Annotated in this window: 28 protein-coding genes and 1 tRNA gene; 9 read left to right on the top strand and 20 right to left on the bottom strand. The window is 60.7% G+C overall.

All coding sequences use genetic code 11. From position 1 onward, the window contains the following. Positions 1-91 precede the first annotated feature (91 nt). The gene (locus tag JS82_08875) at positions 92-1,075 is read left to right on the top strand and encodes a bifunctional N(6)-L-threonylcarbamoyladenine synthase/serine/threonine protein kinase (protein ID QHK18206.1); all 984 of its coding nucleotides are present in this window, start codon (positions 92-94) and stop codon (positions 1,073-1,075) included. Here JS82_08875 and JS82_08870 read toward each other — a convergent pair. Both JS82_08870 and JS82_08865 read right to left on the bottom strand, forming a co-directional pair. Then, positions 1,059-2,405 (bottom strand): single-stranded-DNA-specific exonuclease, encoded by a 1,347-nt coding sequence (locus tag JS82_08870; protein QHK18205.1) that lies wholly within the window; start codon positions 2,403-2,405, stop codon positions 1,059-1,061. The two genes, JS82_08875 and JS82_08870, sit on opposite strands and share 17 nt — an antisense overlap. Before the next feature lie 5 nt (positions 2,406-2,410). Beyond that, a complete protein-coding gene (locus JS82_08865) occupies positions 2,411-2,866 on the bottom strand; it encodes a 30S ribosomal protein S15 (GenBank protein QHK18204.1) in 456 nt (151 codons plus the stop codon). 195 nt (positions 2,867-3,061) lie between these two features. On the opposite strand from JS82_08865, the gene JS82_08860 reads away from it, so the two are divergent. Further along, positions 3,062-3,547 (top strand): HPP family protein, encoded by a 486-nt coding sequence (locus JS82_08860; protein QHK18203.1) that lies wholly within the window; start codon positions 3,062-3,064, stop codon positions 3,545-3,547. Here JS82_08860 and JS82_08855 read toward each other — a convergent pair. After that, positions 3,518-3,895, bottom strand: a complete 378-nt coding sequence (locus tag JS82_08855; GenBank protein QHK18202.1) for an NUDIX domain-containing protein — start codon at positions 3,893-3,895, stop codon at positions 3,518-3,520. The two genes, JS82_08860 and JS82_08855, sit on opposite strands and share 30 nt — an antisense overlap. A 1-nt stretch (position 3,896) precedes the next feature. Beyond that, positions 3,897-4,556: a fibrillarin-like rRNA/tRNA 2'-O-methyltransferase gene (locus JS82_08850; GenBank protein ID QHK18201.1), complete on the bottom strand. Its 660-nt coding sequence runs from the start codon at positions 4,554-4,556 to the stop codon at positions 3,897-3,899. A gap of 64 nt (positions 4,557-4,620) precedes the next feature. Between JS82_08850 and JS82_08845 the strand changes: the two genes are divergently transcribed. Together JS82_08845 and JS82_08840 are read left to right on the top strand one after the other, a co-directional pair. Beyond that, positions 4,621-6,219, top strand: coding sequence for a sugar kinase (locus JS82_08845; protein ID QHK18443.1), 1,599 nt, complete (start codon positions 4,621-4,623; stop codon positions 6,217-6,219). Then, positions 6,216-6,593: a hypothetical protein gene (locus JS82_08840; GenBank protein ID QHK18200.1), complete on the top strand. Its 378-nt coding sequence runs from the start codon at positions 6,216-6,218 to the stop codon at positions 6,591-6,593. Before JS82_08845 ends, JS82_08840 begins: the two co-directional genes overlap by 4 nt. Here the strand turns inward: JS82_08840 and JS82_08835 are convergent. Beyond that, positions 6,587-7,942, bottom strand: a complete 1,356-nt coding sequence (locus tag JS82_08835) for a hypothetical protein (protein QHK18199.1) — start codon at positions 7,940-7,942, stop codon at positions 6,587-6,589. The genes JS82_08840 and JS82_08835 overlap by 7 nt on opposite strands. Before the next feature lie 201 nt (positions 7,943-8,143). Between JS82_08835 and JS82_08830 the strand changes: the two genes are divergently transcribed. Together JS82_08830 and JS82_08825 are read left to right on the top strand one after the other, a co-directional pair. Continuing rightward, positions 8,144-8,356, top strand: coding sequence for a hypothetical protein (locus JS82_08830; GenBank protein ID QHK18198.1), 213 nt, complete (start codon positions 8,144-8,146; stop codon positions 8,354-8,356). A gap of 68 nt (positions 8,357-8,424) precedes the next feature. Continuing rightward, positions 8,425-8,512, top strand: a tRNA-Leu gene (locus JS82_08825). 21 nt (positions 8,513-8,533) lie between these two features. On the opposite strand, the gene JS82_08820 is transcribed toward JS82_08825, so the two are convergent. Genes JS82_08820 through JS82_08810 form a run of 3 tightly spaced genes read right to left on the bottom strand, consistent with a single transcriptional unit; the run spans position 8,534 to position 10,304 of the window. Further along, entirely contained in the window at positions 8,534-9,160 is a 627-nt protein-coding gene (locus JS82_08820; protein QHK18442.1) for a chloramphenicol acetyltransferase, read from the bottom strand. A gap of 50 nt (positions 9,161-9,210) precedes the next feature. Beyond that, positions 9,211-9,483, bottom strand: coding sequence for a DUF1634 domain-containing protein (locus tag JS82_08815; GenBank protein QHK18197.1), 273 nt, complete (start codon positions 9,481-9,483; stop codon positions 9,211-9,213). Continuing rightward, positions 9,480-10,304, bottom strand: a complete 825-nt coding sequence (locus JS82_08810) for a TSUP family transporter (protein ID QHK18196.1) — start codon at positions 10,302-10,304, stop codon at positions 9,480-9,482. The genes JS82_08815 and JS82_08810 overlap by 4 nt, the downstream gene beginning before the upstream one ends. A 76-nt stretch (positions 10,305-10,380) precedes the next feature. Between JS82_08810 and JS82_08805 the strand changes: the two genes are divergently transcribed. Continuing rightward, a complete protein-coding gene (locus tag JS82_08805; protein ID QHK18195.1) occupies positions 10,381-11,700 on the top strand; it encodes an NCS2 family permease in 1,320 nt (439 codons plus the stop codon). Between the two features lie 41 nt (positions 11,701-11,741). Then, positions 11,742-12,578: a hypothetical protein gene (locus JS82_08800; protein ID QHK18194.1), complete on the top strand. Its 837-nt coding sequence runs from the start codon at positions 11,742-11,744 to the stop codon at positions 12,576-12,578. Positions 12,579-13,092: 514 nt separating this feature from the next. Here JS82_08800 and JS82_08795 read toward each other — a convergent pair. The 3 genes from JS82_08795 to JS82_08785 form a co-directional block, all read right to left on the bottom strand. Further along, complete coding sequence (locus JS82_08795) at positions 13,093-13,716, bottom strand: 50S ribosomal protein L15e (protein QHK18193.1); 624 nt, start codon at positions 13,714-13,716, stop codon at positions 13,093-13,095. A gap of 111 nt (positions 13,717-13,827) precedes the next feature. Beyond that, positions 13,828-15,009: a sugar transporter gene (locus JS82_08790; GenBank protein ID QHK18192.1), complete on the bottom strand. Its 1,182-nt coding sequence runs from the start codon at positions 15,007-15,009 to the stop codon at positions 13,828-13,830. A gap of 66 nt (positions 15,010-15,075) precedes the next feature. Continuing rightward, the gene (locus JS82_08785; protein QHK18191.1) at positions 15,076-15,546 is read right to left on the bottom strand and encodes a hypothetical protein; all 471 of its coding nucleotides are present in this window, start codon (positions 15,544-15,546) and stop codon (positions 15,076-15,078) included. 98 nt (positions 15,547-15,644) lie between these two features. On the opposite strand from JS82_08785, the gene JS82_08780 reads away from it, so the two are divergent. Continuing rightward, positions 15,645-16,172 carry a TetR family transcriptional regulator gene (locus tag JS82_08780; GenBank protein QHK18190.1) on the top strand — a complete coding sequence of 176 codons (528 nt, stop codon included), beginning with the start codon at positions 15,645-15,647 and terminating at the stop codon, positions 16,170-16,172. On the opposite strand, the gene JS82_08775 is transcribed toward JS82_08780, so the two are convergent. The 9 genes from JS82_08775 to JS82_08735 form a co-directional block, all read right to left on the bottom strand. Beyond that, positions 16,147-18,558 carry a DNA polymerase II gene (locus tag JS82_08775; GenBank protein ID QHK18189.1) on the bottom strand — a complete coding sequence of 804 codons (2,412 nt, stop codon included), beginning with the start codon at positions 18,556-18,558 and terminating at the stop codon, positions 16,147-16,149. The two genes, JS82_08780 and JS82_08775, sit on opposite strands and share 26 nt — an antisense overlap. Before the next feature lie 6 nt (positions 18,559-18,564). Then, positions 18,565-19,752, bottom strand: coding sequence for a redox-regulated ATPase YchF (gene ychF, locus JS82_08770; protein ID QHK18188.1), 1,188 nt, complete (start codon positions 19,750-19,752; stop codon positions 18,565-18,567). Positions 19,753-19,792: 40 nt separating this feature from the next. After that, the gene (locus tag JS82_08765; protein QHK18187.1) at positions 19,793-20,368 is read right to left on the bottom strand and encodes a sugar O-acetyltransferase; all 576 of its coding nucleotides are present in this window, start codon (positions 20,366-20,368) and stop codon (positions 19,793-19,795) included. Further along, on the bottom strand, positions 20,358-20,813 hold the full coding sequence (locus JS82_08760) for a MarR family transcriptional regulator (GenBank protein ID QHK18186.1): 456 nt from the start codon (positions 20,811-20,813) through the stop codon (positions 20,358-20,360). Before JS82_08760 ends, JS82_08765 begins: the two co-directional genes overlap by 11 nt. Continuing rightward, positions 20,800-21,513, bottom strand: coding sequence for a YitT family protein (locus JS82_08755; GenBank protein ID QHK18185.1), 714 nt, complete (start codon positions 21,511-21,513; stop codon positions 20,800-20,802). Before JS82_08755 ends, JS82_08760 begins: the two co-directional genes overlap by 14 nt. Before the next feature lie 70 nt (positions 21,514-21,583). Beyond that, positions 21,584-22,366 carry a ribosomal RNA small subunit methyltransferase A gene (gene rsmA / locus JS82_08750; protein QHK18184.1) on the bottom strand — a complete coding sequence of 261 codons (783 nt, stop codon included), beginning with the start codon at positions 22,364-22,366 and terminating at the stop codon, positions 21,584-21,586. After that, the gene (locus JS82_08745; GenBank protein QHK18183.1) at positions 22,363-22,914 is read right to left on the bottom strand and encodes a DUF655 domain-containing protein; all 552 of its coding nucleotides are present in this window, start codon (positions 22,912-22,914) and stop codon (positions 22,363-22,365) included. Before JS82_08745 ends, rsmA begins: the two co-directional genes overlap by 4 nt. A gap of 14 nt (positions 22,915-22,928) precedes the next feature. Next, entirely contained in the window at positions 22,929-23,255 is a 327-nt protein-coding gene (locus JS82_08740; protein ID QHK18182.1) for an RNA polymerase, read from the bottom strand. Positions 23,256-23,270: 15 nt separating this feature from the next. Continuing rightward, positions 23,271-23,564 (bottom strand): 50S ribosomal protein L21e, encoded by a 294-nt coding sequence (locus JS82_08735; GenBank protein QHK18181.1) that lies wholly within the window; start codon positions 23,562-23,564, stop codon positions 23,271-23,273. Between the last annotated feature and the right edge of the window lie 5 nt (positions 23,565-23,569).

The following is a 23,569-nucleotide window of genomic DNA, read 5'->3' as shown; positions in this document are numbered from 1 at the left end:
AGTTCCTACGAGTTCCGAGTATGTTATATATTTGTCCATAAAAGGAGGCGTTTTACGCGACTTCAAATATTGAGAAGGTGTCGGGACCCTCATGATTACTCTGGGGATCGAGGGGACCGCCCACACGCTCGGCGTGGGGATCGTCGATGACGAATGCAACGTCCTTGCGAACGAGCTGGACATGTTCCGTCCCAAGGAGGGCGGGCTGCACCCCAGAGAGGCGGCCAATCACCACTCGGATGTGGTCTCCACGATAATCAGGAACGCCGTCGAGAAGGCAGGCATAAGCCTGTCCGACGTCGGTCTCGTATCCTTCTCCATGGGTCCGGGTCTCGGACCGTGCCTCCGCGTGGCCGGAACCGCCGCAAGGGCCCTCGCCTGTTCCCTCGGTGTCCCGATTGTCGGCGTGAACCACTGCGTCGCCCATGTGGAGATCGGTCGCGCCCAGTGCGGATGCGACGATCCCGCGCTCCTGTACGCCTCGGGCGGGAACACCCAGGTCATCGCCTTCGCAGAGGGCCGCTACAGGATATTCGGGGAGACGCAGGACATCGGTGTCGGAAACATGCTTGACAAGCTCGGGAGGGAGCTTGGCATGGGATTCTACGCCGGGCCGATATTCGAGAAGCTGGCCAAGGAGGGTGACAGGTACTACGAGCTGCCGTACTCCGTCAAGGGCATGGATGTCGCCTTCTCCGGTCTGATGACAGCCGCCGTCGCCCTGCAGAAGAAGGGTGTCCCGCTGGAGGACATAGCCCTGTCGGTCCAGGAGACGGCTTTCGCCATGCTCACCGAGGTCACCGAGAGGGCGATGGCCCACATAGGCAAGGACGAGGTCCTCCTGGGGGGAGGTGTCGCCCAGAACAACCGCCTGAGGGACATGGTGGCGGACATGGCCCATGCCCGCGGTGCCGAGATGTACGTGCCCGACCGCAGATACTGCATGGACAACGGGGCCATGATCGCATGGCTCGGTGCCGAGATGTACAACTCCGGTGTGAGGATGGACGTGTCGGAGACTGCCGTCCGTCAGAGGTTCAGGACCGACGAGGTCGAGGTCACATGGCGGAGCTGATCTGCTCGCCGATTATCCTGTCGAGGTTCTGAAGGAACTCGTCCACTTTGTCGAGTGGGACCGACCCTCCGGCGGCGATCTTGTGTCCGCCGCCCTGTCCTCCAACGGATGCGCAGGCCTCCCTCATGGCCTTGGCGAGGTCCACCCCGCGGTCCAGCTGGCACCACATGCCCCTGGAAGAAAGGTTGACGGGGTCGTTGGACTTGTTCATGCCGATGGCGGGCTTGCTGTGGTCGCCGATGGACTGCATGGCGATGCCACAGAGCATGCCTGTGAACCCGGAGTCGGTGGAGTCGAACCACTGGATGTGCTCCATCTGGGTGAGGCCCCTCCTGTCCAGCTCGACCATGCTCTCGACGACGAGCCTGGCGGACTCCTGGTTCTGCTTGGCGCCCTCGTTTATGCACCTCTCGTCGCCCATGCCAGCTGCGATGCCGACGCCCCCGATCCCGGAGCGGCCGCAGTTGTTCAGGATCGCGGAGAGGTACTCGGCGTCCATCTTCATGCCGGTGAGGTAGTACCTGTCCCTGGCGATCTCGTTCATCGAGGAGAGCTGTACCCCCTGCTCGGTCAGTTTTATCGCTATGAGCGACGAGAGCTTCCTGCGCTCCTCCTCGGTCAGGTCCATGAAGGTCTTCCCGTTGGGGATCCCGGCATCGGACATCAGCTTGGCCACGCCCTCCACGCTGCCGCTCACGCCGCGGATGTATGGGTCCGTGACGAGGAACAGCTCGGTCTGCAGGTCGCCTGCGGGGATGAGCGATCCCTGCATCCTCTCGATGTAGCCCCTCTTCGTGCCCTCCTCGAGGAGGTACGTGTTCAGGCCGGAGAGGCCGTTGATGTGCTGCCTGTCGCCGGCGATGCCAGCGAACGCAATCTGCACGAGGTCCCAGTTCCTCTCGTCCATGGTGACCGAGAAGAGGAGGCACATCGTGGCGCCGCATCCGGAGGTCATGCCGTCGATCCCGTACAGGTGCGGGTTGGCGTAGCAGACCCTCTTCGCCTCAGAGATGATGGTGTGGTGGTCGAGCACCACGATGTCGCGGTCCATCTCGTCGAGCTGGTCGATGTAGGATGCGCCGAGGTCCGAGATGATTATGCAGTCCGCCTTTGTGTTGCGGATGACATCCATGTTGTAGTCGTTCAGCGTGGTGAAAAGCGTCACACGGAACTCCTTCCCGGCCCTCAGCAGAGTCTTCGCGAGGATGGCCGCAGAGGAGACGCCGTCGGCGTCGTAGTGGGAGAACACCTGGATGAAGTCATGGCCGCGGACCATGTCCGCGGCTTTAGAAAGAGTGGTAAGGAGTTTGGAAGGTACCTTGTCCTCCATGGGACTCACTTGAGCATGAGTTCCGCGTTGCTGAGACTGTACTTCCAGTCTGCGGGAAGGACGCCGTTCCTCTTGTAGTAGCGCTCGAGCCTCCTGATCTTTGCCTCGATCATGTTGAGACCCCTCTTGTTGGAGACATCTCCCCTGTTGTCCCTGAGGTGGACGTTCAGGTCGATGGCGCGCCTCATGAGGTTGGCCAGGTCCTCGGGGAGGGATCCTGCGACTCCCTTCTCCTCCATGATCTGGGTGATGGTCTTGCCGGTGGCGAGCTTGACGTTGGGGACACCGTACTGGTCCCTGAGAACAAGTCCGATCCTGGCGGAGATCATTCCGTCCTTCGCGAGCTTCACGATGAGGTCCTCGATCTCGGTGGCGTTGAGAGGAACCCATGCGGGATTCTCGGAAATCATGGGGCGTTTCGAGCAGGATTTGCCCTTCCTTCTTGTGTGCATTCTTGCCATAGTCTGATCCTCCGAATCATATCCTAGGCGGCGAGGCTGATGCTTGCGATGCGGATGCAGTATTTAAATGGTGGTATTCCCGCCTTTATAAGGAGGACGTTGTAGAAACAACGGCATGTTGATAACCGCCATGGGAGGATTGATATCCGGTGAGCAGAAACGTCGGAAGGAGGCGGCGACATCCGCAACAGTTTCATGAAGCACATCCTCGCCGAGGGCGTGGATTACCGCAAGACCCTGTTCTTCGCAGCCGGGGGGTTCTGCGCCGTCGCCGTCGTGTGCTATCTGGCGTTCGACCTCGGATACACGCTGCTGATCGCATCCTTCGGAGCGAGCACGGCGATCCTCTTCGGTACCCCCGGGACCGTCACATCGCGCCCCAGGAACGTGTTCTTCGGACACGTGATATCCGTCATCATCGGGGTGGCCCTCTACATCTTCCTTGGGTGCACATGGTACTCCGTCGCCCTGGGAGTCGCACTGGCCGTCGTCGTCATGGTCGTGACGGACACGTTCCATCCCCCGGGCGGAGCGACGGTCATCGTCACCATGATGTCCTCCCCGTCATGGAGCTTCGTCGTGATGCCGGTCGCCGTGGGCATCCTGGCGATCCTCGTGATCGCGGAGGCCACGGCCTGGTTCTACAGAAGGTCAGCCGAGCCTAAGATCATCGTCGCCTGAGAGGTGGCGCCGAACGACATCCCTGGCCCAGGGTATGGTGAACTCGTACTCCTCGCGGTCGAACGAGAGCTGGTTGGGGATCTCCGAGAACAGGCGTGACTCCATTTCGCAGTCCTCCCTCACCCTCCTCCCGAGGATGGCTGCGCAGACGTCGCAGTACCCGATGTCCCTGGTCTCCAGGACCTCGATCTCGTATCCCGACTCCTCCACGAACTCGCGGGCAGCGGCCTGTGCGGAGGTCTCTCCCTCCTCGACGTGGCCGCCGGGCATCTCCCACCCGTTGCGGCGCTTGTGCCAGACCATCAGGAAGCGGTCTCCGGAGAACGCCACGGCGTACGCTGTCCTCATGTCACTGCCTCTCGAAGACTATCATCTCGTGTGCCTTCTCATAGGGCTCGAGCGAGCGGGCGTCGATGATGCGGAAGCCCCTCTCGCGTATGCGGGCCTCGGTCTCCTGGAATATCCTCTCGGGAGCGGACGTCACGTCCTCGGAGCGGGCCTTGACCGCGACCATCCCGTACCTGGCGCCGAACGCGTCCATGTTGTCGCATATGATGTCGGCCTGTCTCTTCTGCGCCACGTCCTGATAGACCACGTCGACCGCGTCAGCGAAGACCGCGTACTCGTCGGGCCTGGTCGCGTCCCCGAGGATGGGGATCATCTGCGGCCTGTCCTCGCAGGTCTTCACGAGGTCCCTGAACATCCTCTGTGCGAACTCGACGCAGTACACCTTCCCATTGCTGCAGATGTCCGCGACATGAGACGCGGTCGTGCCGCTGGATGCCCCCAGGTAGAGGACCCTGCTCTCCGTGGTGAACGGGAACGCGGCCCCTCCGACGGAGAGGTACGCCCCCAGCTTGCTCCTGCGGGGATCCCACTCCCTGAGCTCCTTCCCGTCGTGGCGGACGAGCCTCTCGCCGTAGACCCTCTTGCCCGGACAGGACGATTCGGTGTACAGGCGCCCCCTCTCGGTGAGCACCCTGCCTGAAGTGAAACCCAACGCCTCCATAACAATTGAGCCAATGTCCACCGCCTATAAAAGGAGGGAGCACATCCACGGGTTCATGATCACGATGGAAACCCTTTCCCAGATAGCCGACGCCGTGCAGGCGGAGATCGAGAGAATCCCGGACTCCAGATGCAGGGGCGAGGAGGTCTGCATGGGCGCGGACGGTACCCCCACCTCCCAGATCGACAAGGTGGCCGAGAACGCGGCGCTGATGTACATCCAGCAGAACCACATCCCACTGAACATACTCAGCGAGGAGATCGGCTATGTCGACAACGGCGCAGAGGAGACGCTCGTCATGGACCCGATCGACGGCACCTCCAACGCCATCGCCGGGATACCCTACTACACGATCTCACTCGCGGTAGGCAGGTCCGCCCTGTCCGACATACGCCTGGGGTACCTGAGGAACCCGATCACCGGTGACGTCTACACCGCGGAGAGGGGCAAGGGGGCGTTCAAGAACGGCTGCCCGATAAGGGTCAGGGAGGCCGACATAGACGACCTCTTTATCATGATCTACATGGGCAACGGCGCCCATCCGGACGCGTTCGCCGTCGCCAAGCGCGTGAAGTCCTCCCGTTCCCTGGGCTGCGCCTCCCTCGAGATGGCCATCGTGGCGGAGGGAGAGGCGGACGGGTTCCTGATGAAGTCCGAGAAGTACACCAGGGCGATCAGGGTGGTGGACATAGCCGCCAGCACGATCATCCTCAGGGAGGCCGGGGGCGAGGTCTACGACCTCGAGGACAACGTCCTCGACATGCCCTTCGACCTCGAGCACAGGTCCAACTTCCTGGCGATCGGAGACAAGAGGGTGTACAACCTCATCGTGAAGCACAGGGACTCCAGGGAGGTCCACAGGTACGGGGTCTACACGAACGTCCATGTGAGGAACGCGGTGAAGTACACGCAGGAGGTCATCGACGCCCTGGGCGACAGCACGTACTTCGTCGACTCCGCCATCGCGGAGGTCATGGGCATACCCGGAATACCGCTGGACAAGATGGACGTCGATACGGTGATCGTGGTCGGCGGGGACGGGACCCTGCTGAGGGCGCTGCAGCACACGGACGCCAAGGTCATAGGCGTCAACGGAGGCAGCGTAGGCTTCCTGGCGGAGATCGATCACGACCACATCAAGGAGGGCATCGACCGTCTCCTGAGGGAGGACTACATCGTGGAGACCAGGTTCAAGCTCAGCTGCTGGTACAACGGGGAGTACCTCTTCGATTCGGTGAACGAGGCCGTGGTGCACACCGACTCGGTCGCGAAGATCAGGCACTTCAAGGTATACGTCGACGACGTGCTGGCGTCAGAGCTCAGGTCCGACGGGATAATCATATCCACCCCCACAGGATCCACATGCTACGCGATGAGCCTGGGGGCCCCCTACATGGACCCCAAGGTGAAGGCGCTGATGGTGGTCCCTATGGCCGCGTACAAGTTCAACTCCCGCCCGTTCGTGATCCCGGCGACTTCCAAGGTCACCGTGGAGAACGTCATGGACAAGGGCTGCCTCATAGTCCTCGACGGACAGGAGGAGTACGAGATGGACGGCTGCTCCAAGGTGGAGTTCATGCTGTCCGACAAGAAGGCCCGCTTCATCCGTTTCGACACGGACTTCTACTCGAGGGTCAGGGAGAAGCTGGTGAACACACTATGAGCGACCGCATACGCGGAGTGGACGTGGACTTCATCGACGGCTTCAACGAGGCCGCCCGGTCCACGTACCCGGACGAGTTCCTCTGCATGACGAGGCAGATCGACGGCGTCATCACGGAGATGATCCTTCTCCCCGGGACGGTTTACGGTGACACCCACAGCTTCCTCAACCAGTGGATGGAGCCGATCGACTACAGCATAGCCGGTTCCGCCCACTCGCATCCGGGGTACTCCAACGAGCCGTCGGACGCGGATAAGGAGTTCTTCAGCAACACCGGGGGCATCCACTTCATAACGTGCCAGCCCTACGACAGGAGGAGCTGGAGGGCATACAACTCCAAGGGCGAGCCGGTGGAGCTCGAGATAATTTACTGAGATCTGACGCACTCGCCGACGAGGTCCCCCGCGATCTCCATGAGTCCGATGAGGTACGCCTTGTCCCTGGATTCCGCGATGATCTCCACCGACAGGTCGGGGCACCTTGCGAGGCGGATGAGGTACCATCCGCCCTCCATGTCCACGCGCCACGCGTCTCCGCGAACGGTGCGCGTGCCCTCCACGTCCTGGATGCGCGCCTCCATCTCGCGTGCGAAGGCCTCGGCGGAGCAGGGGCAGTCGATCGCCGTGCTGTTACGGAGGTATTCGGGGAAGCCGTCGACAATCTGGTTTATGCTGTTGTTCCCGGCCATGCCGGCGATGACGGCGGCGGTCTGTATCCCGTCGGGCATCATGCTGAGGTTCCCGTACATTATCCCGCCGTCGTAGAACCCGAGCTCAGCGCCCGATGCCACCGCCTCGCAAACCGCAGCCGCGCCGATGGTCGTCCTGACGAGTCCGGTCTCCCCGTCGGAGAGGTCGGTGTCGGGGTCCTCGCCTCCGTCCAGCCTTCCGTGGAAGGCGTCATCGACCAGCATGGTGGTGTCTATCGGGACGGCGATGCTCTTCGGCCTGAGGAACATGACCGTCAGCGCGAACACCTGTTCGGGGGTCAGCTCCCTCCCCTTCTCGTCGAGGATGGAGGCCATCGTTCCGGCCTTGTTCATCGCGATGCCTATGCTGCCGGGACTGGATTCGACCTGTCTGCGGACCTCGTCGGAGCATATCCCGTGGTCGTCCATCTCTCCTGACCTGTAGTCCAGATCCCTCTGGGCGTTCATGCTCAGTACGTCGGCGCCCATGGCGTTGAGGATCTGCGGAGCCGATTCGGCGACCGGACCGCAGTTGCAGTCCAGGACGATCGTGCATTCCGCCCTGTCGGGATGAAGCGACCTCACCCTGGAGTTGTAAACGTTCACGGCGTCAAGGTATCTGAACACATGACCCAGACTGCCGGATTCGGGGAGCTCCGGAGGGTCCATGAAGAATTTGTCCAGGTGCCTGATCTGCTCCCTTCTGAACAGGCTTCCGTTGGTGTTGACGAGGAGGTACCCGCTGATCATCCCGTATCCGCGGTACTCCGTGACATAGACGGCGCAGTCGCCCTTGGACGCCGCCATAGCCAGAGCGGGGCCGGTGACGATGCCGACGTCTATGACGTCGGCGCCAGAGGACATCAGGCCGGCTACGAGGGCCTCCTTCATCATGGAGCTGCTCCTCATCAGGTCCCTTCCGACGACGACCTTGCGGTGGTCCATGGCGAGGGCGTGTCCCAGCAGAAGGCCCATCTCCGGACTTGTGTCCTCCGAAGGAGAGGACCTCAGAAGAATCCTTTCGGCCTGAGGCATGCCCTGCTCTATCCTGCGTTCGTTCATATTTATTTTGGTCCGTCGCATTGGATGCGACATCCGTCTCGGGTACCGGAAGTCTGGGTCTTTCGAAATGCACAAAAACGGTGTAAATTCGTCAAAAATCGTCTAATATTTAAAGAATATTTAAATAGTTAAGAATTTGATATTCGTCGCCGAAAGGAGGCGTTTATCATAGCAATGGAACGCATCGACATCAAGAAGGCGCAGGCTATTGCCAAGAACAAGGGACTGAAGCCCGGAAAGGTCAAGGGGACCGATGGTGTCCAGTTCACCAAGGGCAAGAACGACAGGCTCGATGTCATCACCTGGGATGAGTTCGAGGCCGTTCTCGCCAAGAGGAAGCTCGCCATCTACGAATCCGGTGGATGGATGAAGATCATGAAGGAGTGACCCGAAGGTCCCTCCTTCGATTCGTAACTGCTATATACAAGGATGTTATCCCAGCGTTCAGGCTCAATGCAAGGGTATCCGAGCCTGGCCAAAGGAGATAGGTTCAGGGCCTATTCTCGTAGGAGTTCGAGGGTTCAAATCCCTTCCCTTGCACCACTTACCATTTCTGGCATTCGTTCAATACTCGTCCATGAAGCTCTGGATGTTCTCAATGAGTCTTCCGACATGCACGCCGTCCACGAACGAGTGATGCACCTGCACCGAGAACGGCATCATCATGCGTCCGTCCCTCTCGGTGTACTTCCCCCAGTCGAACATAGGCGTCACGTTGTTCCTGTGGCCTGGGTTCGTGTGGGAGATGTGGCTATACGACACCCATGGGATGGGGGAGAACGTGAACACGTCCAAACCTGGAGGTGCCGGGAAATAGGCCCTCTGGCTCTTCGCGATGCGGGTGGCCTCCTGGACATAATCCCTCATGGAGTCCCTGAACGGCACCGTCACCATTTTGAACAGGTCGTCGTCCTCGTCCATGTATGCGAAGTATGTGTCGATCCTGTCGAAGAGCACGACGCGCTCGCTCAGGAAGCGGTAGCGGAACTCCTCGATCTCGTTGGCGCACTTGGACACAACCCAGATGAACGACATCGTGAACGAGTACCCCTCCTCGCGGACCGTCCTGAGGAAGTTGGTTATGTCGAGATCGACCGTCATGCAGTACGAGGGCTCCACATAGTGCCTGAACAGGGCGCAGTGCTCTCTCCTTCTCCAGTTGTTCTCGTCCACGAGGGTGTAGCTGTTCATGGGCAGACCGTGTTGACATCTGCTCATCCGTTGATAAGACTGAGGTTCCGTCAGTTCAGGCTTATGACGATGCCTATGGCGGTCACAACGAACAGCATCGCGGCCACCCCCGCCCATTTCCAGTCCCTCTCTAGTATCAGGACGACGAACGACACTATGACGCCCAGGAACGGCGAGACTATCAGGACGAGTATCCCCAGGTACAGCAGCCATTCCCCGCCGCTGACGAGGTCGAGCACGAGACCGGCGATCATCAGCACCATGCCGGCGACTATGCCGATGCGCAGCATGAGCGCGGTGGACTTGTTCAGGTCGAGGTTCACAGTATCCCTCCGGCCTGGAGAAGGACCAGTATCGCCATGGCGAAGAGCACGATCGAGAAGTACTTCCTGAGATGCCTCGCCGGGATCTTCCTGGCGTAGCGCGCCCCGATCAGCGATCCGGCGAATGCGCCTATGGCGACGCATGCGGCGTAGGCGAGTATGACCTCTCCGGCGAAGAAGTACGTGATGGCGCCGGAGAACGCCGTGATCCCGATCATGTAGCTGCTGGTCGAGCTGGCGGCCTTCATCGGGACGTGCATGTGGATGTTCATCAGGGGGACCTTCACAGCCCCGCCCCCGACTCCGGTCATCGACGACAGGGCGCCCGCTATGGTGCACAGCCCCATGCCGCTGCCCACGTTCTGGACCTCGTAGCGGACATCCTCGCCGACGGACTCGTCCCTGTACATGAAGGTCAGCGGGGTGTCCTCTCCGGACGAGGGCTCGACGGTCCTCTCGGGGTTGACTATCATGCGGATGCCGCTGTAGATGATGATGACGGAGAACAGGACCATCAGGATCCAGGAGTCGAGGTAGGTGGCGATTATCGCTCCCGCTATCGCCCCCACGCAGGTGGTTATCTCCAGAAGCAGTCCCAGACGCACGTTGGACAGCCCCCTGTCAACCAGCACCGTCGATGCTCCGACCGATCCGGCGATTATCCCGATGAGGCTGATGGCGACGGCCTCGGTGGGCTCCAGGCCGAATACCAGCATCAGTACGGGTACGAAGATGACCCCTCCGCCCAGGCCGAAAAGCGCACCGAAGATTCCGGAGCAGAGTCCTAGGACGATGAGGCCTGCCAGGATGAGGGGTTCCATGAGCAACCGTATCTGTAAGTCGGATAAAGGGCTGTCGGAGAACCGTTTTTAGAGGTCGGCCGCGCTATGCGTTCTCATGGCACTGTCCGCCACACTCGACCGTTTCTTCGAGATCACCAGCCGCGGCTCCGACATCAGGACGGAGGTCAAGGGCGGTGTGCTGATCTTCCTCTCCATGGCGTACATCATCGTGGTCAACTCGTCGATGATGGCGGACGCCGGGATGGACCTCTCCGCATGCTACACCGCCACCATCGTGATGGCGATAATCGGAACCCTCCTGATGGCCCTGTACGCCAGGTATCCTGTCGCTCAGGCACCGCTGATGGGTGTGAACGCGTTCTTCACCTACACGATAGTGATAGGCCTCCACTACACGTGGCAGGAGGCCCTCGTGGCCGTCCTCATCTCGGGGATCGTGTTCTTCCTCATCGCGGTGAGCGGTGTAAGGAAGAGGGTACTCGACCAGATTCCTCCCAGCCTCAGGTACGGAATCACCGCCGGAATCGGATGCTTCATCGTGTTCATCGGATTGCAGAACGCGGGCCTGATCGCCAACTCCGACTCCACCCTGGTGGCGCTGGGGGACTTCGCCGACCCCGCGGTCATGCTCTCGCTCCTGTGCATCATCCTGACGCTGTTCCTGTACGCCAGGAAGGTCACCGGCGCGATATTCTTCGGTATGATCGTCACAGCCGTGGTCGGCATGGTCTTCGGCATAATCGCCATCCCGGACTCCCTCGTGTCCATGCCGTCGATGCCCGATGTGGGTGCGTTCGTGGACGGCATCTCGTCCAATCTCCTGAGCGTCGAGTTCCTCATGGTCGTCATATCGCTGACGTTCGTGCAGTTCTTCGACAGCACCGGGACCCTGATGGCCACCGGGGAGAGGGCGGGTATCCTGGACAAGGACGGCAACGTCCAGTGCGAGAGGGCGCTGCTCGCCGATTCTGCGACATCCGTCATCAGCGGTGTCGTGGGCGCGACCCCGACGGGATCCTTCGCGGAGTCGACCGTGGGTATCGAGGCGGGCGCCAGGACAGGTCTGGCTCCGCTGGTGGTCGCGGTCCTGTTCGCTTGCGCGCTCTTCATCGGACCGGTGTTCCAGGTCATCGACTACAGCTGCACCGTGGGCGCGATGCTGATCGTGGGGGCCGCGATGATCACCCAGCTGAGGGGCGTCAAGTGGGACGACTGGCCGGTCGCCGTGGCGGTCCTGGGGACCATAATCATGATGATCCTCACGTACTCGATCACGGACGGGATTGTGTTCGGCATCATATTCTACAGCGTCTGCATGCTCGGTGCGGGACGCTGGAAGGAGGTCAGTCCGATAATCTACGCCCTTGCGGTCATATCGATCCTGTACCTGGTGGTGGTCGTGGCGTCCCTCTGAGGACCCATCACCCTTTTAACCGCCGAGCATATGGAGTGGCCGTGTCCATCCTCTTAGTGAGATATTCGGAGATAGGCCTGAAGAGCGCCCCGGTACGCAGAAGGTTCGAGAACCAGCTGAAGGACAACATGCTGTCCATGCTCATGGAGGACGGCGTCGAGGCGTTCATCACCAAGAGCGGTGCGAGGTACTACGTCGAGGCGTCGGACATCGGCGCCGCCGTCTCCTCGCTCCGCCGCGTGTTCGGTGTCGGATCAATATCCGTCGCGGAGGAGTGCGCCTCCTCAAGGATGGAGGACATATGCGCGAAGGCAGCCGAGTACTCCCGTTCTAGGATCTCGGCCGGCCAGAGCTTCGCCGTCAAGGCCCGCAGGGAGGGCTCCCAGGGGTACACGAGCATGGACGTCGGCAGGGAGGCCGGCTCCGCGATATTCCTGGCCAACGAGGACAAGGGCGTGAGGGTCGACCTCACCGATCCCGACGTGGTCTTCTACGTGGAGGTCCGCGAGAACAGGGCCTTCGTGTTCGGAGAGTACATAAGGTGCCATGCCGGCCTGCCGGTCGGCAGCCAGGGGAAGGTCGTGGCAGAGGTGGGAGACGAGCGTGGCATGGTCGCCGCGTGGCTGATGATGAAGCGCGGATGCAGGGTCATCGCCCACGGAGACGAGGTTCTTATAGCGAATCTCCGCAGGTACGACCCACTGCTCAAGACGGGCGACTGGAACCCCCAGGCCCTCGGGGTCGTCCTCGGAACGGACATCGGTTCGCTGGAGTCCGTGGATGTGACCGCGTACGACGTCCCTGTCTACTTCCCTACCATAGGAATGACGGACGACGAGGTTTCAGGGCTCGCAGAGACGATCAGGGCAGGGCTCTGACCTTTTCGAACCAACAGCGGAATCTTCCAAGAATTCACATTGGAATTTGCCAACAATTTACATCGGAGCTTTCCAAGAGTTGATGTCGGAATCTGCCAAAAATTGCAATGGTTCACTGCTATCCAGCACAATGGTGTAGGAATGCAGGCCACGCATAATCGACAGGTGTCTAGAAGAGAGCTTAGGGATCGCCATAGGCATAGATGGTCCAGGTGGTGCGGAAAGACACGCACATCGGAGGAGCATTGCAGGAGCGCCTACCACATCAGGGGAAGATCTCAGATACAGGCCATCCAGGTCGTCATAGCATCCAATTCCACTTTTTTCTTAAGGAGAATCCTCGTCTGATCGATGAGTGACAGACCGTGCCGGAGATCTAGGACCTGATGAAGTATTAGGTGGATCATCGCGAAGGACATGGTGTGCACATCGTGCCGATAGGATGTCTGAAGGACTGATCTTGAAAAAGGGTCCCGCCCCGAAGGACGGGTAAGGGGTTTTCATGACAGGAATCTCACTTGATCCTTCTCTGGTTCGCCCTGACGGAAGGCCTGGCCTTCTCGGCACCCTTTCCGGTGTGCCTCATTCCACGTCCCTTCTGTCCGGCGGAGGTCTTACCGCGGTAGACACGGTTCTTGTGAGTCTCGTCGCAGATCCAGTTGATCTTGGGGTCGGCCTTGATGACGGGGTGCGCGGGGTCGACGAGGATGACCTCGTACCACTCCTGCTGTCCGTCGGCTCCGACCCAGTAGGAGTTCAGGACCTCGAGGTTGGGGTACCTCTTGGCGGTCCTCTCCTCGGCCATCCTCTGGAGGGACTTACCGACTGTGATCTGGTTGATTCCCTTCCTCTTGGCCCTCCTACCGGTGACGATGGCCCTCTTCTGGAAGGATCCCTTCCTGACCCTCGCCCTTACGACGACGTAGCCCTGCTTGGCCTTGTATCCGAGAGCCCTTGCCCTGTCGAGGCGGGTGGGCCTCTCGATGCGGCAGAAGTTCTCCTCCTTCCTCCACTGGATCCTGCGCTCGTAGTTGAGGTCCTTCACGTAGGATTTGGAGGGGACGTTCCAAGCGTCGGCGATGTAGCTGTACATGCTCTTCCCGTTGACCGGGCGTGTCTCCTGAGTCTCTTCGCTCATTTGTATCACCTTTACGGATTCACCCGTGAGGGCACATTTCCGTTCGTGCTCCTAAGCGGAGCACAATTCGGTGCACGGGAGACATCTATTTAAATCCTGTTCCGGCCGTGCTCATATCTGGTGCCTCGGGCTCTCGCGCTCCCTCATCCTCGGGATGACGTAGAGCGCGGTGATGATGCAGGCGACGATGACGAACGCGGCTCCGATGTATCCTATGTCTCCGACGCCGGGCCCGTCGGTGACCCATCCACCGATGATGGAACCCATCGCTATGCCCACGTTGAAGATCCCGGAGAACAGGGACATGGAGATTGCGGTGGCGTCGGAGGGCGACGCACGGAGGGTCTCGTTCTGGAACGTGACGTTGAACGAGGTGGCGAACAGCCCCCAAAGGGCGCAGACCAGCAGGACCGTGGCCAGAGAGACGACCGAAGGTCTCAGGAGCAGCAGGCATACGGCGGCTCCCAGCAAGGCCGCGATCATGAACCTGAACCTGGTCCGGTCGTAGAACTTGGTGAAGAGGACGCTCCCGACGATGCCGGCGAGTCCGAACACCGTGAGGACAACCGTGACCATCGTGTCGGACATCCCTGCGATCTGGTACATGAACGGCTCGATGTAGCTGTAGCCCGTGTAGTAGCCGGTGACGTAGATGGCCAGCATGATGTAGATCCCTACCAGGACCCTGTTGCGGAACAGGTCCGGGAGCTTTCTGAGGGTGAACGTCCCGGGGTTGTCCAGCTTCGGGAACACGAACACGAGGAGGATGAGGGCCACGATGGAGACGACGGCGATGACAACGAAGGTCATCCTCCATCCGAGGGCCAGTCCGATGATCCTGCCCAGGGGGAGACCGACGATCATGGCGACGGACGTCCCCGTGGCGACCGCGCTTATGGCAAGCTTTTGCATGTGGGCCGGCACTATGCGCACGGCCATCGGAGTGGCGATGGACCAGAATATGGAGTGTGCGACCGCGACCCCTATACGGGACACCATGAGCATCCAGTAGCTGCTCGATATCCCGGACATGATCTGGAACACCACGAATAGGGCGATGCACATGAGGAGCATCCTGCGGAACTCCATCTTCCTGAGGACCAGCATTATCGGCAGGGACAGGATGGCCACAGCCCAGGCGTAGATCGATATGAGGAGGCCGGCGGTGGATTCGCTCGTGCCGAAGTCGGTGGCTATGTCCGTGAGGAGTCCGATGGGGACGAACTCGGACATGTTGACGATGAACACGCAGATGACGAGGGCGATCAACGGGAGCCACTGTTTTGCCGACATGGGATGCCTGTTCGCCCCGATTTCGGAATCTTTATTTAAAGCCAGCTCCAGATGAAGCGCGGACCATCATCTTCCCGCCGGTTTGTCCACGATCTTCGCGCTCACATGCGCGATCCTCATGACCAGGGCGACCGCCCTTCCGGATGCATGGGGTATCCCCATCCTGGCGTCCTCACGCCCCTGCTCTGGGACGTACTTGTCGATGATCCCCTCCAGTGCTTCCGCCAGTCTGGTCTCGTCGGTTCTGACGTCACCGAATGCGATTGCGCTCCTGGACCTCACGCCCTCAAGGCGTTCGGAGACGGTGAAGCACGCCCTGCAGCCGTCGCCCACTGACTCCAGGAGGTGCCCCTCCTGTGACGAGCAGTGGAACAGGATCTCGTCCCCGGCGAGGCAGTAGTTCATCGGCACACCGTAAGGGTATCCGTCAGCTCCCATGACGCATAGCGTCCCGCAGTATCCCTTGTCAAGTATGTCCATGGCTGCACCCTCTCCCAGGTCCCTGTCTGTGCGTCTGATCGGTCTGAATCCTTCCATGCGATTCGGACCCCGACCGTCAGGGATTAAACCTTATCGTGTCGGGCCGCATGTGTGATACAGATATCATGGAAGTGTCTCGGTTCAGAAGGGACGACATGTCCGATGCACTGGCATCGGCCCTCGTCCGTCTCCTTCACGACAGGGGTCCGGACTCGATCACGGTCACGGACGTCACACGCGAGGCTGGCGTCAACCGCACTTCGTTCTACCGTCGGTTCGGATCGGTGGAGGACGTCGTGTCGTACATCTACAGGTCCGTCATGGAGGAGTTCCGCGAGTCTGTGCGGCCTCCGACCGATGGGTGGGGGTCCGTGGAGTCGTACATCCGTACGATGTTCGAGACGTTCGACTCCGAGGGGGAGGTGCTGCTGGCGCTCCACTCCAGAGGGCTGACGCCGATGATGCTGCCCGTCCTCAGGAACTATTTCCCGGCAGATCCCGACGACGTCGCGTCCCTCTACAGGAGGGAGTACCATCTGGGCGGGATAATGGGATGGTTCGGCCTGTGGTTCGACCGCGGGATGGCCGATTCCCACGGGGAGATGGCCGACGAGACGCTCCGCATGATGGGTGTGACGCTGCATCCGATGATGGATGTCAGAAGAACTCGTCCAGGCTCCTGACTTTGGGTTTCGGCTTGGGCTTGGGCTTGTCCGGGGCCTCCGTCCTCTTCGGCCCCTCGTCGGAAGTCTTGAAGGCCCCGCTGAACAGCGTCGCCTGCTGGCTTCCGAGCATCAGATCCTTCTCGGTCCATCCGAAGACCTCGGTGATCCTCGAAGCCATCTGGGCGAGGCGCTCGGCGTAGTACCTGTAGTCAGGCTTCGCGGTGAAGGGGACCCCGCTGATGTACGGCTCCACCTTCTGGGGTGCGGAGTTGCCGTCCGTGACGATCCATGACACCTTCATCCCGGGGATGAACTCGTATCCCATCTCGATGAGTTTCTTCGCGGCCTGCACGTTGGCCATCCTGTCGGGGTTCTCGTACGCGTCCAGTCCCTTGCATGTGCGGGATATCACCAGCTCCGACGGGTCGACCTTCCCGGTCAGGACCTCCTGCACCGTGGACCTGACGAGGGCCAGGGCCTCGTCGTTCTTCTCGTCCAGGATCTTGTCGAAAAGGTCCGTGAGCAGTCTGCTCTGGAGGTCGAACGAGTCGGAGCGGCGTATCTCGTATCCCCTGACCAGGAGCTCGTCCTGCGCCTCCGGCCACACGATCCTCCCGACGTACCTCTTCTTCATCCCGTGTGTGAACATGGGCTCGAGGATCTTCTCGAACTCCAGCGTCCCTCCGTCGCGGGAGTACTTGTCAGCCATCCTGGTGCCGAACTCCACGGACCCCTCCAGGTCGTGGGCGGGCGACTGCATGAACACGGAGTCGGTGTCCGAGTAGATCGCATGGATGCCCTCGGACTCTATCTCGCTGATGATGCTCTTGACGTTGGCCCTGGCGAACGACGTTATCGCCGCGCCGATGCTCTTGTCTGTGAACCTGTAGAAGGATGAGGCGAACACCCCGTAGAACGTGTTCATCAGAACCTTGACCGCCGCCTGGAGGCCGTCCAGGTACTGGTGCTCATGGGCGTCCGAGGCGTTCTTCATGAGCCTCTTTATGCTGTCCCTCTGGTCCATCAGGTTGGTGAGGATGGTCGGGAGCAGTCCCACGCGCCTCTCCTTGGACATGAACCTGGCGCCGGACGGTGCGACGATCTCCCCGTCCGGGGACAGGGTAGTGAAGCAGATGTTCTTGGCGATGATCAGCGACGGGTACATCGACTTGAAGTCGAGGACGCAGACCCAGTGGTAGAGCCCGGGCACCATGTCGTGCACGTAACCGCCCTCGATCTGGTCGGAGGCGCCGGCGCGTCCCATGTTGGGGACGGCGATCTTGCCGCGGTCCGCGGCGCGTATCAGCAGGGAGTCGGCCAGCTGGGAGGACCCGGATGTGAGGACGTCCTCGACGGTGAGCTTCGAGACCGTGGCGAGGTCCATGCCCTTCCTCAGCGTTCCGACCTCCAGGAGGATCCTCAGCGCCAGCTCCGCGTCCTTGGTGCAGTACTCCAGCACCTTCTGCTTGTTCTCGCTCCACTCGGAGTCCATGTGCCGGGGGTCGACATCCATCTTCGTCTCCCCGAGGAGCTGCATCGACACGGCGTTCAGCGTCTCCTGCTTGGGACGGAGCTCCTTCCTCACAGCCCACCAGGCGTCGCAGATGAGCCTCCCCTTGACCCTCCAGAACCTCTCGCTTACTACCCTGGGCTGTCCTCCGTCGCGGCCCCAGGGGAGGGCGTCCTTCATCTTGTTGGCCTTGGCCCTTTCCTGGATCTTTCTGATATCGTAGTTGTCGATGTTGTAGCCTGTGATGACGTCTGGGTCCACGCTGCGGATCAGGTCCGAGAAACCGGTGATGATGTCCCTCTCCGTCCCGTGGATGGGCTCGCATCTGCGGATCTCGCCGTCCTCTCCGACAACGGCGCATATGCAGTAGAGGAACTCGTGCTCCACGCTATTCTCGATGTCGAAGGACAGTATCCTCAGTCCGGGGTCGAATGAGTCGATGTTCTCGAACGACTCCATGTCCACCGTCAGGTCCGTGCACCTGTCGCTTCCCACGGCTTCCCCGGTGACGCGGATGCAGGACCCCATGTCGGTGTCGTAGAAGAAGCGGTGGTTAAGGGGAATGTCCGCGGCCAGGGTGTCGAACCCCATCCTCCTGAACCTGTTGCGGTATTCCGAGACCTTCCAGGGGCTCCTGAGTGTGACCTTGAGGACAGGCGTCTCGGTCGCACGGTACAGCAGCGTGTCCTTCTCGGTCCCCACGACCTCCTGGTCCTCGGAGAGCTGCCTCTCCAGGGCCTCGGTCGGGTTCACGGCGAACAGGTACGGTCTGAAGCCGTGGACCAGGATGGTGATGGATTCCTTGCCGCGCGTCTTGCCGTAGAGCTCCACGACCGGCTCGTCCCCCTCCATGACGTAGGAGGCGCTGATCAGTCTGACGTCCCAGGTGCCCATGTCGGATCACTTGTTCGCGACTATCCTTATAACGTCCCCGTCCTGGAGCTCGTAGTCGGCTCCGACGGTGCGCTTGGTCTTGGCGTTGACCGCGCGGATGAACTTCTCCCCGAGGTCCGTGTGGATCCTGTAGGCGAGGTCCCTGGCGGTCGAGCCGCGCGGGACCAGGAAGGCATCGGGAAGCACCCTTCCGAAGTGGTCCGTGAACTTGTTCTCGTCCTCGACGGGGTACACGGTGATGAGGTCCAGCATCTTGAACGCCGCCTCCTCTATGCATTTCTGGATCCCGGTGCCTCCGTTCGCCTTCATCTTCTCGGCCATGTACTCGAGGGCCTTCCTCTGGCCGTCGTTGACCTTGGCCCCGTCCCTGATCGTGAACGTCTCGTCGCCGGGGGTGTAGTCGATGAGTCCTGCCGCGGCGGCCTTCTTCAGTGCCAGCTCGGTCTCGGCCATCGTCGCCACGCAGATGTCGTTGATCGCCTCGACCTTCTGGATGTTGCCTTCGGGAGCGATGTCCGCCTTGTTCATCGCGGCGATCATGGGTTTGGACTGCTTCCTGATCTCGGCGCAGAGCTGCAGGAGTATGTCGTCATCCCATTTCGTGGGGTCCTCGGGAAGGGGGGCAGCCCTGAGGGCCTCCTTTATCTGCGCCTCTGTTACCTTCAGGCCCTGGAGCCTCTCTGCGAGGATCATCTCGGGTTTGCTCCCCTGCATCCTGGCCTGTCTGGCGATCTTGGAGAACCCGTTCTTGATGATCTCCCTCATCCAGCACTCGATCTCCCTCCTGAGGAACAGGATGTCCTCCGTGGGGTCGTGGGAGCCCACGTCCACGGGGTTCCCCTCGATGTCGGTGGAGCCGCTGACGTCGACGACGTTGATCAGCGCGTCCGCCTGTCTCAGGTCGTCCAGGAACTTGTTGCCCAGTCCCTTGCCCTCCCACGCGTCGGGAACGAGTCCCGCGACGTCCAGGAGCTCGACGGGCACCATCCTGGTCCCGTCGACGCAGAGGGAGTTGTGGGGCGTGCAGGTGACGCCGAGCTCCCTGCAGGGGCAGGGGGTGCGGACATAGGCGACGCCCTTGTTGGGCTCGATGGTTGTGAAGGGGTAGTTGGCTATCTCGACCGGCGCCATCGTCGCCGCGCCGAAGAACGTGGATTTGCCGACGTTCGGCTTGCCTACTATACCAATCTGCATGTAATCGGAGGGCCATATCGGCTTCTGGGATATAATCCGTTCACGGTTCGGGAACGATGGTCTTGACGACCTTCGCAGGGACCCCGGCCACCACGGTGTTCGGAGGGACGTCCTTCGTCACGACCGCCCCGGCCGCGACCACCGCACCGTCGCCCACGGTCACCCCTGGCAGAATCGTCGAATGTGATCCGATCCAGACTCTGTTGCCTATCCTTATCGGTGCCGAGACTATGCTCGAGCGCCTGGACGGCTCCATTTCGTGGTTCAGTGTGGCGAGCACGACCATGTGTCCGATGAGCACGTCGTCCCCGATCTCTATGCCGCCCTGGTCCTGGAAGCAGCATCCGGAGTTGATGAAGACGTTCCTTCCGACCCTTGTGTTGATCCCGCAGTCGGTGTAGAACGGGGGGAACAGCCTGAAGAGAGGGTCCACCTCCTGGTCTATGAGCTTCGAGAACAGGGTGCGGATCTCGTCCATCGGATGGTATCCCGTGTTGAGATCCCCCATTATCCTGCGGGCCCTGTCGTTGAGGTCGTTCAGCATCGGGAACATCTCGGGGTTCTCCCCCGTCGGCCTCCCGCTGGCCATGTACGATCTGAATTCGTCAAAGTCCATCCTTCTCCGCTCCCTTCCTCATGTGCGCCTCTATCTTGTCCAGTGTCTCGGACAGGCGCTCGATCTCTTCGGCAGTGAGGCAGTCGAACGCCGCGTGACCCGCAGATGATCCTCTCCTCTTGAGGTCGTCGCAGACCCTGCGGCCGACCTTCGAGAGGGACACCGTCCTGGCCCTGGCATCCTCTCCGGACACCTCGACGTCAAGGAGGCCCTTGGTCCTCATGCGGTCCACGAGCCCGCAGGCCGCCTGATGGCTCACGTCCAGGTGGTCGCGCAACCCGTTGATCTGGCTGTTCGGGTACCTGTCGAAGAACAGGAGGGCGTCCGCCTGGATGGAGGTGAGTCCAAGGTCCTCGAGGTCTCTGTCCCTTCCCTGCATCATCAGGCGTCCGACTCTCTGGAACTGCCGGACGATTATGCGGTAGCTGTCATCAGTGACTTGCATCGGCACCATCCGTCCCATCGATCGTGGTCTTCTGCTTCTCTGCCTGCTGCGGGATGAGCTTGGTCGTGAGCCATCCGAGCTTGCTGAAGTACACTCCGGCTATCGTGCCGATCAGGAGCGCGCATATGACGGTCCCCTCGCGGACGCCGCCTGTGTTGCCCATGGCGACGAACCCCAGGATGGCGGCGATGACGATCATCGTCACATCGGACGCCACACGCACGACCCTGTAGGGCTTCCTCTTTATCTTGACCGACAGGGCGTAGGCGAATCCGTCTCCGGGGACCATGGTGAAGTCAGCGATGATTTGCAGGTACACGCCGAACGCCAGTCCGCAGCATCCTATGAGGACGCACACGATCCTCTCCCAGTAGACATTCGGCGAGAAGTCGCCGAGGACCATCAGCCCGAGGTCTATGAAGTATCCGAAAATGAACGAGATGATGACCTGGAGTCCGAGGTTGATCTTGTCTGCCTGCTTTCCCAGGATGACCAGCTGCAGGAAGACGAGCAGCAGGCTGTAGACGATGGTGAAGTTACCCAGCGTCAGGGATGGGAATATCAGAGACAGGCTGTACGGGATGGACGAGATGGGCGGGGTGCCGAGGGACGCTTTGGTGATGAACCCTATGCTGAGGGAGATCACTAGCAGGCCCATCGCGAAGACCAGCATACGCCTGACTATGTGGTCGTGTTTCATGATATTTCGCGATTATACAAGATATTGTATTTCAATCTAACCAAGGGCGTCCGGACGATGGTTCGGGGGCTTACAATCTGGCCGTGTGTATGGCGTCGGCGATCTCCGCGATCTCCGCGGGACGCAGGTTCTCCACCCTCTCGTCGAGGTAGGGCACGTCCCACTCCGGTCTCAGGAGGCCGGCGGCCTTCAGGGATGTGCCGATCTTCTTCCTGCGGTGGTTGAAGGTGATCTCCGTGACCTTGAAGAAGAGCCTCTCGTCGATGACGTCGAAGGGTGCCTTGCGGGGGGTGATCCTCACCAGGGCCGAGTCCACCTTCGGACGGGGGTTGAACCTGGATGCGGGGACGGTCTCCATGACCTCGCAGTCGGCACGGTAGAACAGGTTGACCGTGAGCCTGGAGTAGTCGGGGCTCCCGACATCGGCTACCATGCGGTCGGCGAACTCCTTCTGCACCATCACGACGGCGGTCCTGAACCTGTGGTCCAGGAGCTTGAATATTATGGGGGTCGAGACGCTGTACGGGAGGTTGCTCACAAACACGTCGAACTCGGGGAAGTCGACCTTCACGGCGTCACCGTGGATGAGCCTCAGCCTGTCGCCGAACGTCTGGGAGATGTATTCCGCCAAGATGTCGTCCAGCTCTATGCAGGTCAGCTCGCAGGGCAGGTCCGCCATCCTCTCGGTGAGGATTCCGAGTCCGGGTCCGACCTCGAGGACGCGGTCGCCCTCGCGGATCCCGGCGTATGCTATGTGCCTGTCGGCCACCCTGCCGTCTATGAGGAAGTTCTGTCCCTTGCTCTTCTTCGGGACGATGCCTGTCTCGGCTATCAGCCTGCCAGTATCGGTCATCTCGACACGAAGAGGTAGCGCTTCCTCTCGGGATCAGAGATCTCAAGCATGATGCGCGCGACGATGAGCTTCTCGGGGTTCTTGACTCCCGTCCTCTCGGCCAGGTCGGCGAAGTCCTTGAAGTTGCCCTTCTTCCTCTCGTCGAGGATGGCGGTCATGGACTTCTTTCCGAGTCCGGGGAGCTCCTCGAGCATGTGCTTGCGCATGCTGATGCCCTCGGCCTCGTTGAAGAACCTGATGAAGCGGCTCTGCTTCGCGACGACGATGTCGCTGATGGCGTACTCCAGTTCGGCCTGCGCGTTGTTGGTGAGGTCGTTGTAGTTGATGCGCCTCTTGACATGGTCGATGATGTCGCGCTTGACCTCCGCGGAGTCCTTGCCGATGTAGGTCCTCACTCCGATGTCCACCTGGACCCCCGCCTTCGGGACGAGCTCGAAAAGCTTGAACTCCTCGTCTCCGATGGCGTAGCAGACGGGCTCCCTCCTGGAGAAACCTCCTCCGGTGGCGCCCTGTGGCAGATAATCTAGAATGTATGCGTAGTCTTCCAAGGGGATCCCTCCCTTCAGATGTGCTTCTCTACGATGTCGATTATCTGCTGGATCTGCTGAGGCTCGAGTGTGACCCTCTCTTTGGAAAAGATAGCGCGGACGTCCTCCGGATATCTCGGGAGGAGGTCCGCGATTTTCAGGGCAACGGCATCGCTGACGATGTCGATCTGCTTGACCTCGTCGATGATGGCGTTGGCCTGTTCGAGGGAGATGCTGCAGACCGTCTGGGCATGGTCCAGTGCGGCCTTCTGCGACTGGAGGAGGTTGTCGTATCCCCTGATCTCAGCCTCAGCTTCGAGGAGTTCCCTCACTTGGGCCAGTGTGACGTACTGCTCAGACATGTCCATTCACCCGTTTCAGTTGACGTTCTTGACAAGGTGCTCGGGGCGGGCGACGACGATCTTGGTCTTGTTGCCGTCCTTGACGCTGACCTCGTAGGCGCTTCCCCTGGGGCCGATGATGACACCGGTCAGTCCGTGGAACCTGGAGAACGGCATCCCCTTGTGGATGCTGGGGTCGATGATGATGTTGACCTTCTCTCCGGCCTCGAATGTCTGAAGGCCTTTGGTGATGGGTGAAAGGCCGCGTGCCCTTACCTTCTTCTTCAGGACGTTGCGGGTCTTCGTCCTTGCTCCTCTGGATCTCTGCATTTCAA

The organism is Methanomassiliicoccaceae archaeon DOK (assembly GCA_009911715.1).
Lineage (GTDB): Archaea > Thermoplasmatota > Thermoplasmata > Methanomassiliicoccales > Methanomethylophilaceae > Methanoprimaticola.
The sequence above is the reverse complement of the archived record's forward strand: the minus strand, read 5'-3'. Positions and strand labels throughout refer to the sequence as shown.

What these genes read in the sequence shown, in the direction of transcription:
- JS82_08840 (QHK18200.1), top strand. Translation starts at nt 6,216, where the DNA reads ATGAGCGACCGCATACGCGGAGTGGACGTGGACTTCATCGACGGCTTC.
- JS82_08760 (QHK18186.1), bottom strand. Translation starts at nt 20,813, where the DNA reads ATGCAAGTCACTGATGACAGCTACCGCATAATCGTCCGGCAGTTCCAG.
- JS82_08860 (QHK18203.1), top strand. Translation starts at nt 3,062, where the DNA reads ATGAAGCACATCCTCGCCGAGGGCGTGGATTACCGCAAGACCCTGTTC.
- JS82_08790 (QHK18192.1), bottom strand. Translation starts at nt 15,009, where the DNA reads ATGTCGGCAAAACAGTGGCTCCCGTTGATCGCCCTCGTCATCTGCGTG.
- ychF (QHK18188.1), bottom strand. Translation starts at nt 19,752, where the DNA reads ATGCAGATTGGTATAGTAGGCAAGCCGAACGTCGGCAAATCCACGTTC.
- JS82_08785 (QHK18191.1), bottom strand. Translation starts at nt 15,546, where the DNA reads ATGGAAGGATTCAGACCGATCAGACGCACAGACAGGGACCTGGGAGAG.
- JS82_08810 (QHK18196.1), bottom strand. Translation starts at nt 10,304, where the DNA reads ATGGAACCCCTCATCCTGGCAGGCCTCATCGTCCTAGGACTCTGCTCC.
- JS82_08870 (QHK18205.1), bottom strand. Translation starts at nt 2,405, where the DNA reads ATGGAGGACAAGGTACCTTCCAAACTCCTTACCACTCTTTCTAAAGCC.
- JS82_08865 (QHK18204.1), bottom strand. Translation starts at nt 2,866, where the DNA reads ATGGCAAGAATGCACACAAGAAGGAAGGGCAAATCCTGCTCGAAACGC.
- JS82_08835 (QHK18199.1), bottom strand. Translation starts at nt 7,942, where the DNA reads ATGCCTCAGGCCGAAAGGATTCTTCTGAGGTCCTCTCCTTCGGAGGAC.
- JS82_08735 (QHK18181.1), bottom strand. Translation starts at nt 23,564, where the DNA reads ATGCAGAGATCCAGAGGAGCAAGGACGAAGACCCGCAACGTCCTGAAG.
- JS82_08850 (QHK18201.1), bottom strand. Translation starts at nt 4,556, where the DNA reads ATGGAGGCGTTGGGTTTCACTTCAGGCAGGGTGCTCACCGAGAGGGGG.
- JS82_08780 (QHK18190.1), top strand. Translation starts at nt 15,645, where the DNA reads ATGTCCGATGCACTGGCATCGGCCCTCGTCCGTCTCCTTCACGACAGG.
- JS82_08755 (QHK18185.1), bottom strand. Translation starts at nt 21,513, where the DNA reads ATGAAACACGACCACATAGTCAGGCGTATGCTGGTCTTCGCGATGGGC.
- JS82_08795 (QHK18193.1), bottom strand. Translation starts at nt 13,716, where the DNA reads ATGAGCGAAGAGACTCAGGAGACACGCCCGGTCAACGGGAAGAGCATG.
- JS82_08820 (QHK18442.1), bottom strand. Translation starts at nt 9,160, where the DNA reads ATGAACAGCTACACCCTCGTGGACGAGAACAACTGGAGAAGGAGAGAG.
- JS82_08765 (QHK18187.1), bottom strand. Translation starts at nt 20,368, where the DNA reads ATGGACTTTGACGAATTCAGATCGTACATGGCCAGCGGGAGGCCGACG.
- JS82_08855 (QHK18202.1), bottom strand. Translation starts at nt 3,895, where the DNA reads ATGAGGACAGCGTACGCCGTGGCGTTCTCCGGAGACCGCTTCCTGATG.
- JS82_08775 (QHK18189.1), bottom strand. Translation starts at nt 18,558, where the DNA reads ATGGGCACCTGGGACGTCAGACTGATCAGCGCCTCCTACGTCATGGAG.
- JS82_08740 (QHK18182.1), bottom strand. Translation starts at nt 23,255, where the DNA reads ATGTCTGAGCAGTACGTCACACTGGCCCAAGTGAGGGAACTCCTCGAA.
- JS82_08875 (QHK18206.1), top strand. Translation starts at nt 92, where the DNA reads ATGATTACTCTGGGGATCGAGGGGACCGCCCACACGCTCGGCGTGGGG.
- JS82_08830 (QHK18198.1), top strand. Translation starts at nt 8,144, where the DNA reads ATGGAACGCATCGACATCAAGAAGGCGCAGGCTATTGCCAAGAACAAG.
- rsmA (QHK18184.1), bottom strand. Translation starts at nt 22,366, where the DNA reads ATGACCGATACTGGCAGGCTGATAGCCGAGACAGGCATCGTCCCGAAG.
- JS82_08845 (QHK18443.1), top strand. Translation starts at nt 4,621, where the DNA reads ATGGAAACCCTTTCCCAGATAGCCGACGCCGTGCAGGCGGAGATCGAG.
- JS82_08805 (QHK18195.1), top strand. Translation starts at nt 10,381, where the DNA reads ATGGCACTGTCCGCCACACTCGACCGTTTCTTCGAGATCACCAGCCGC.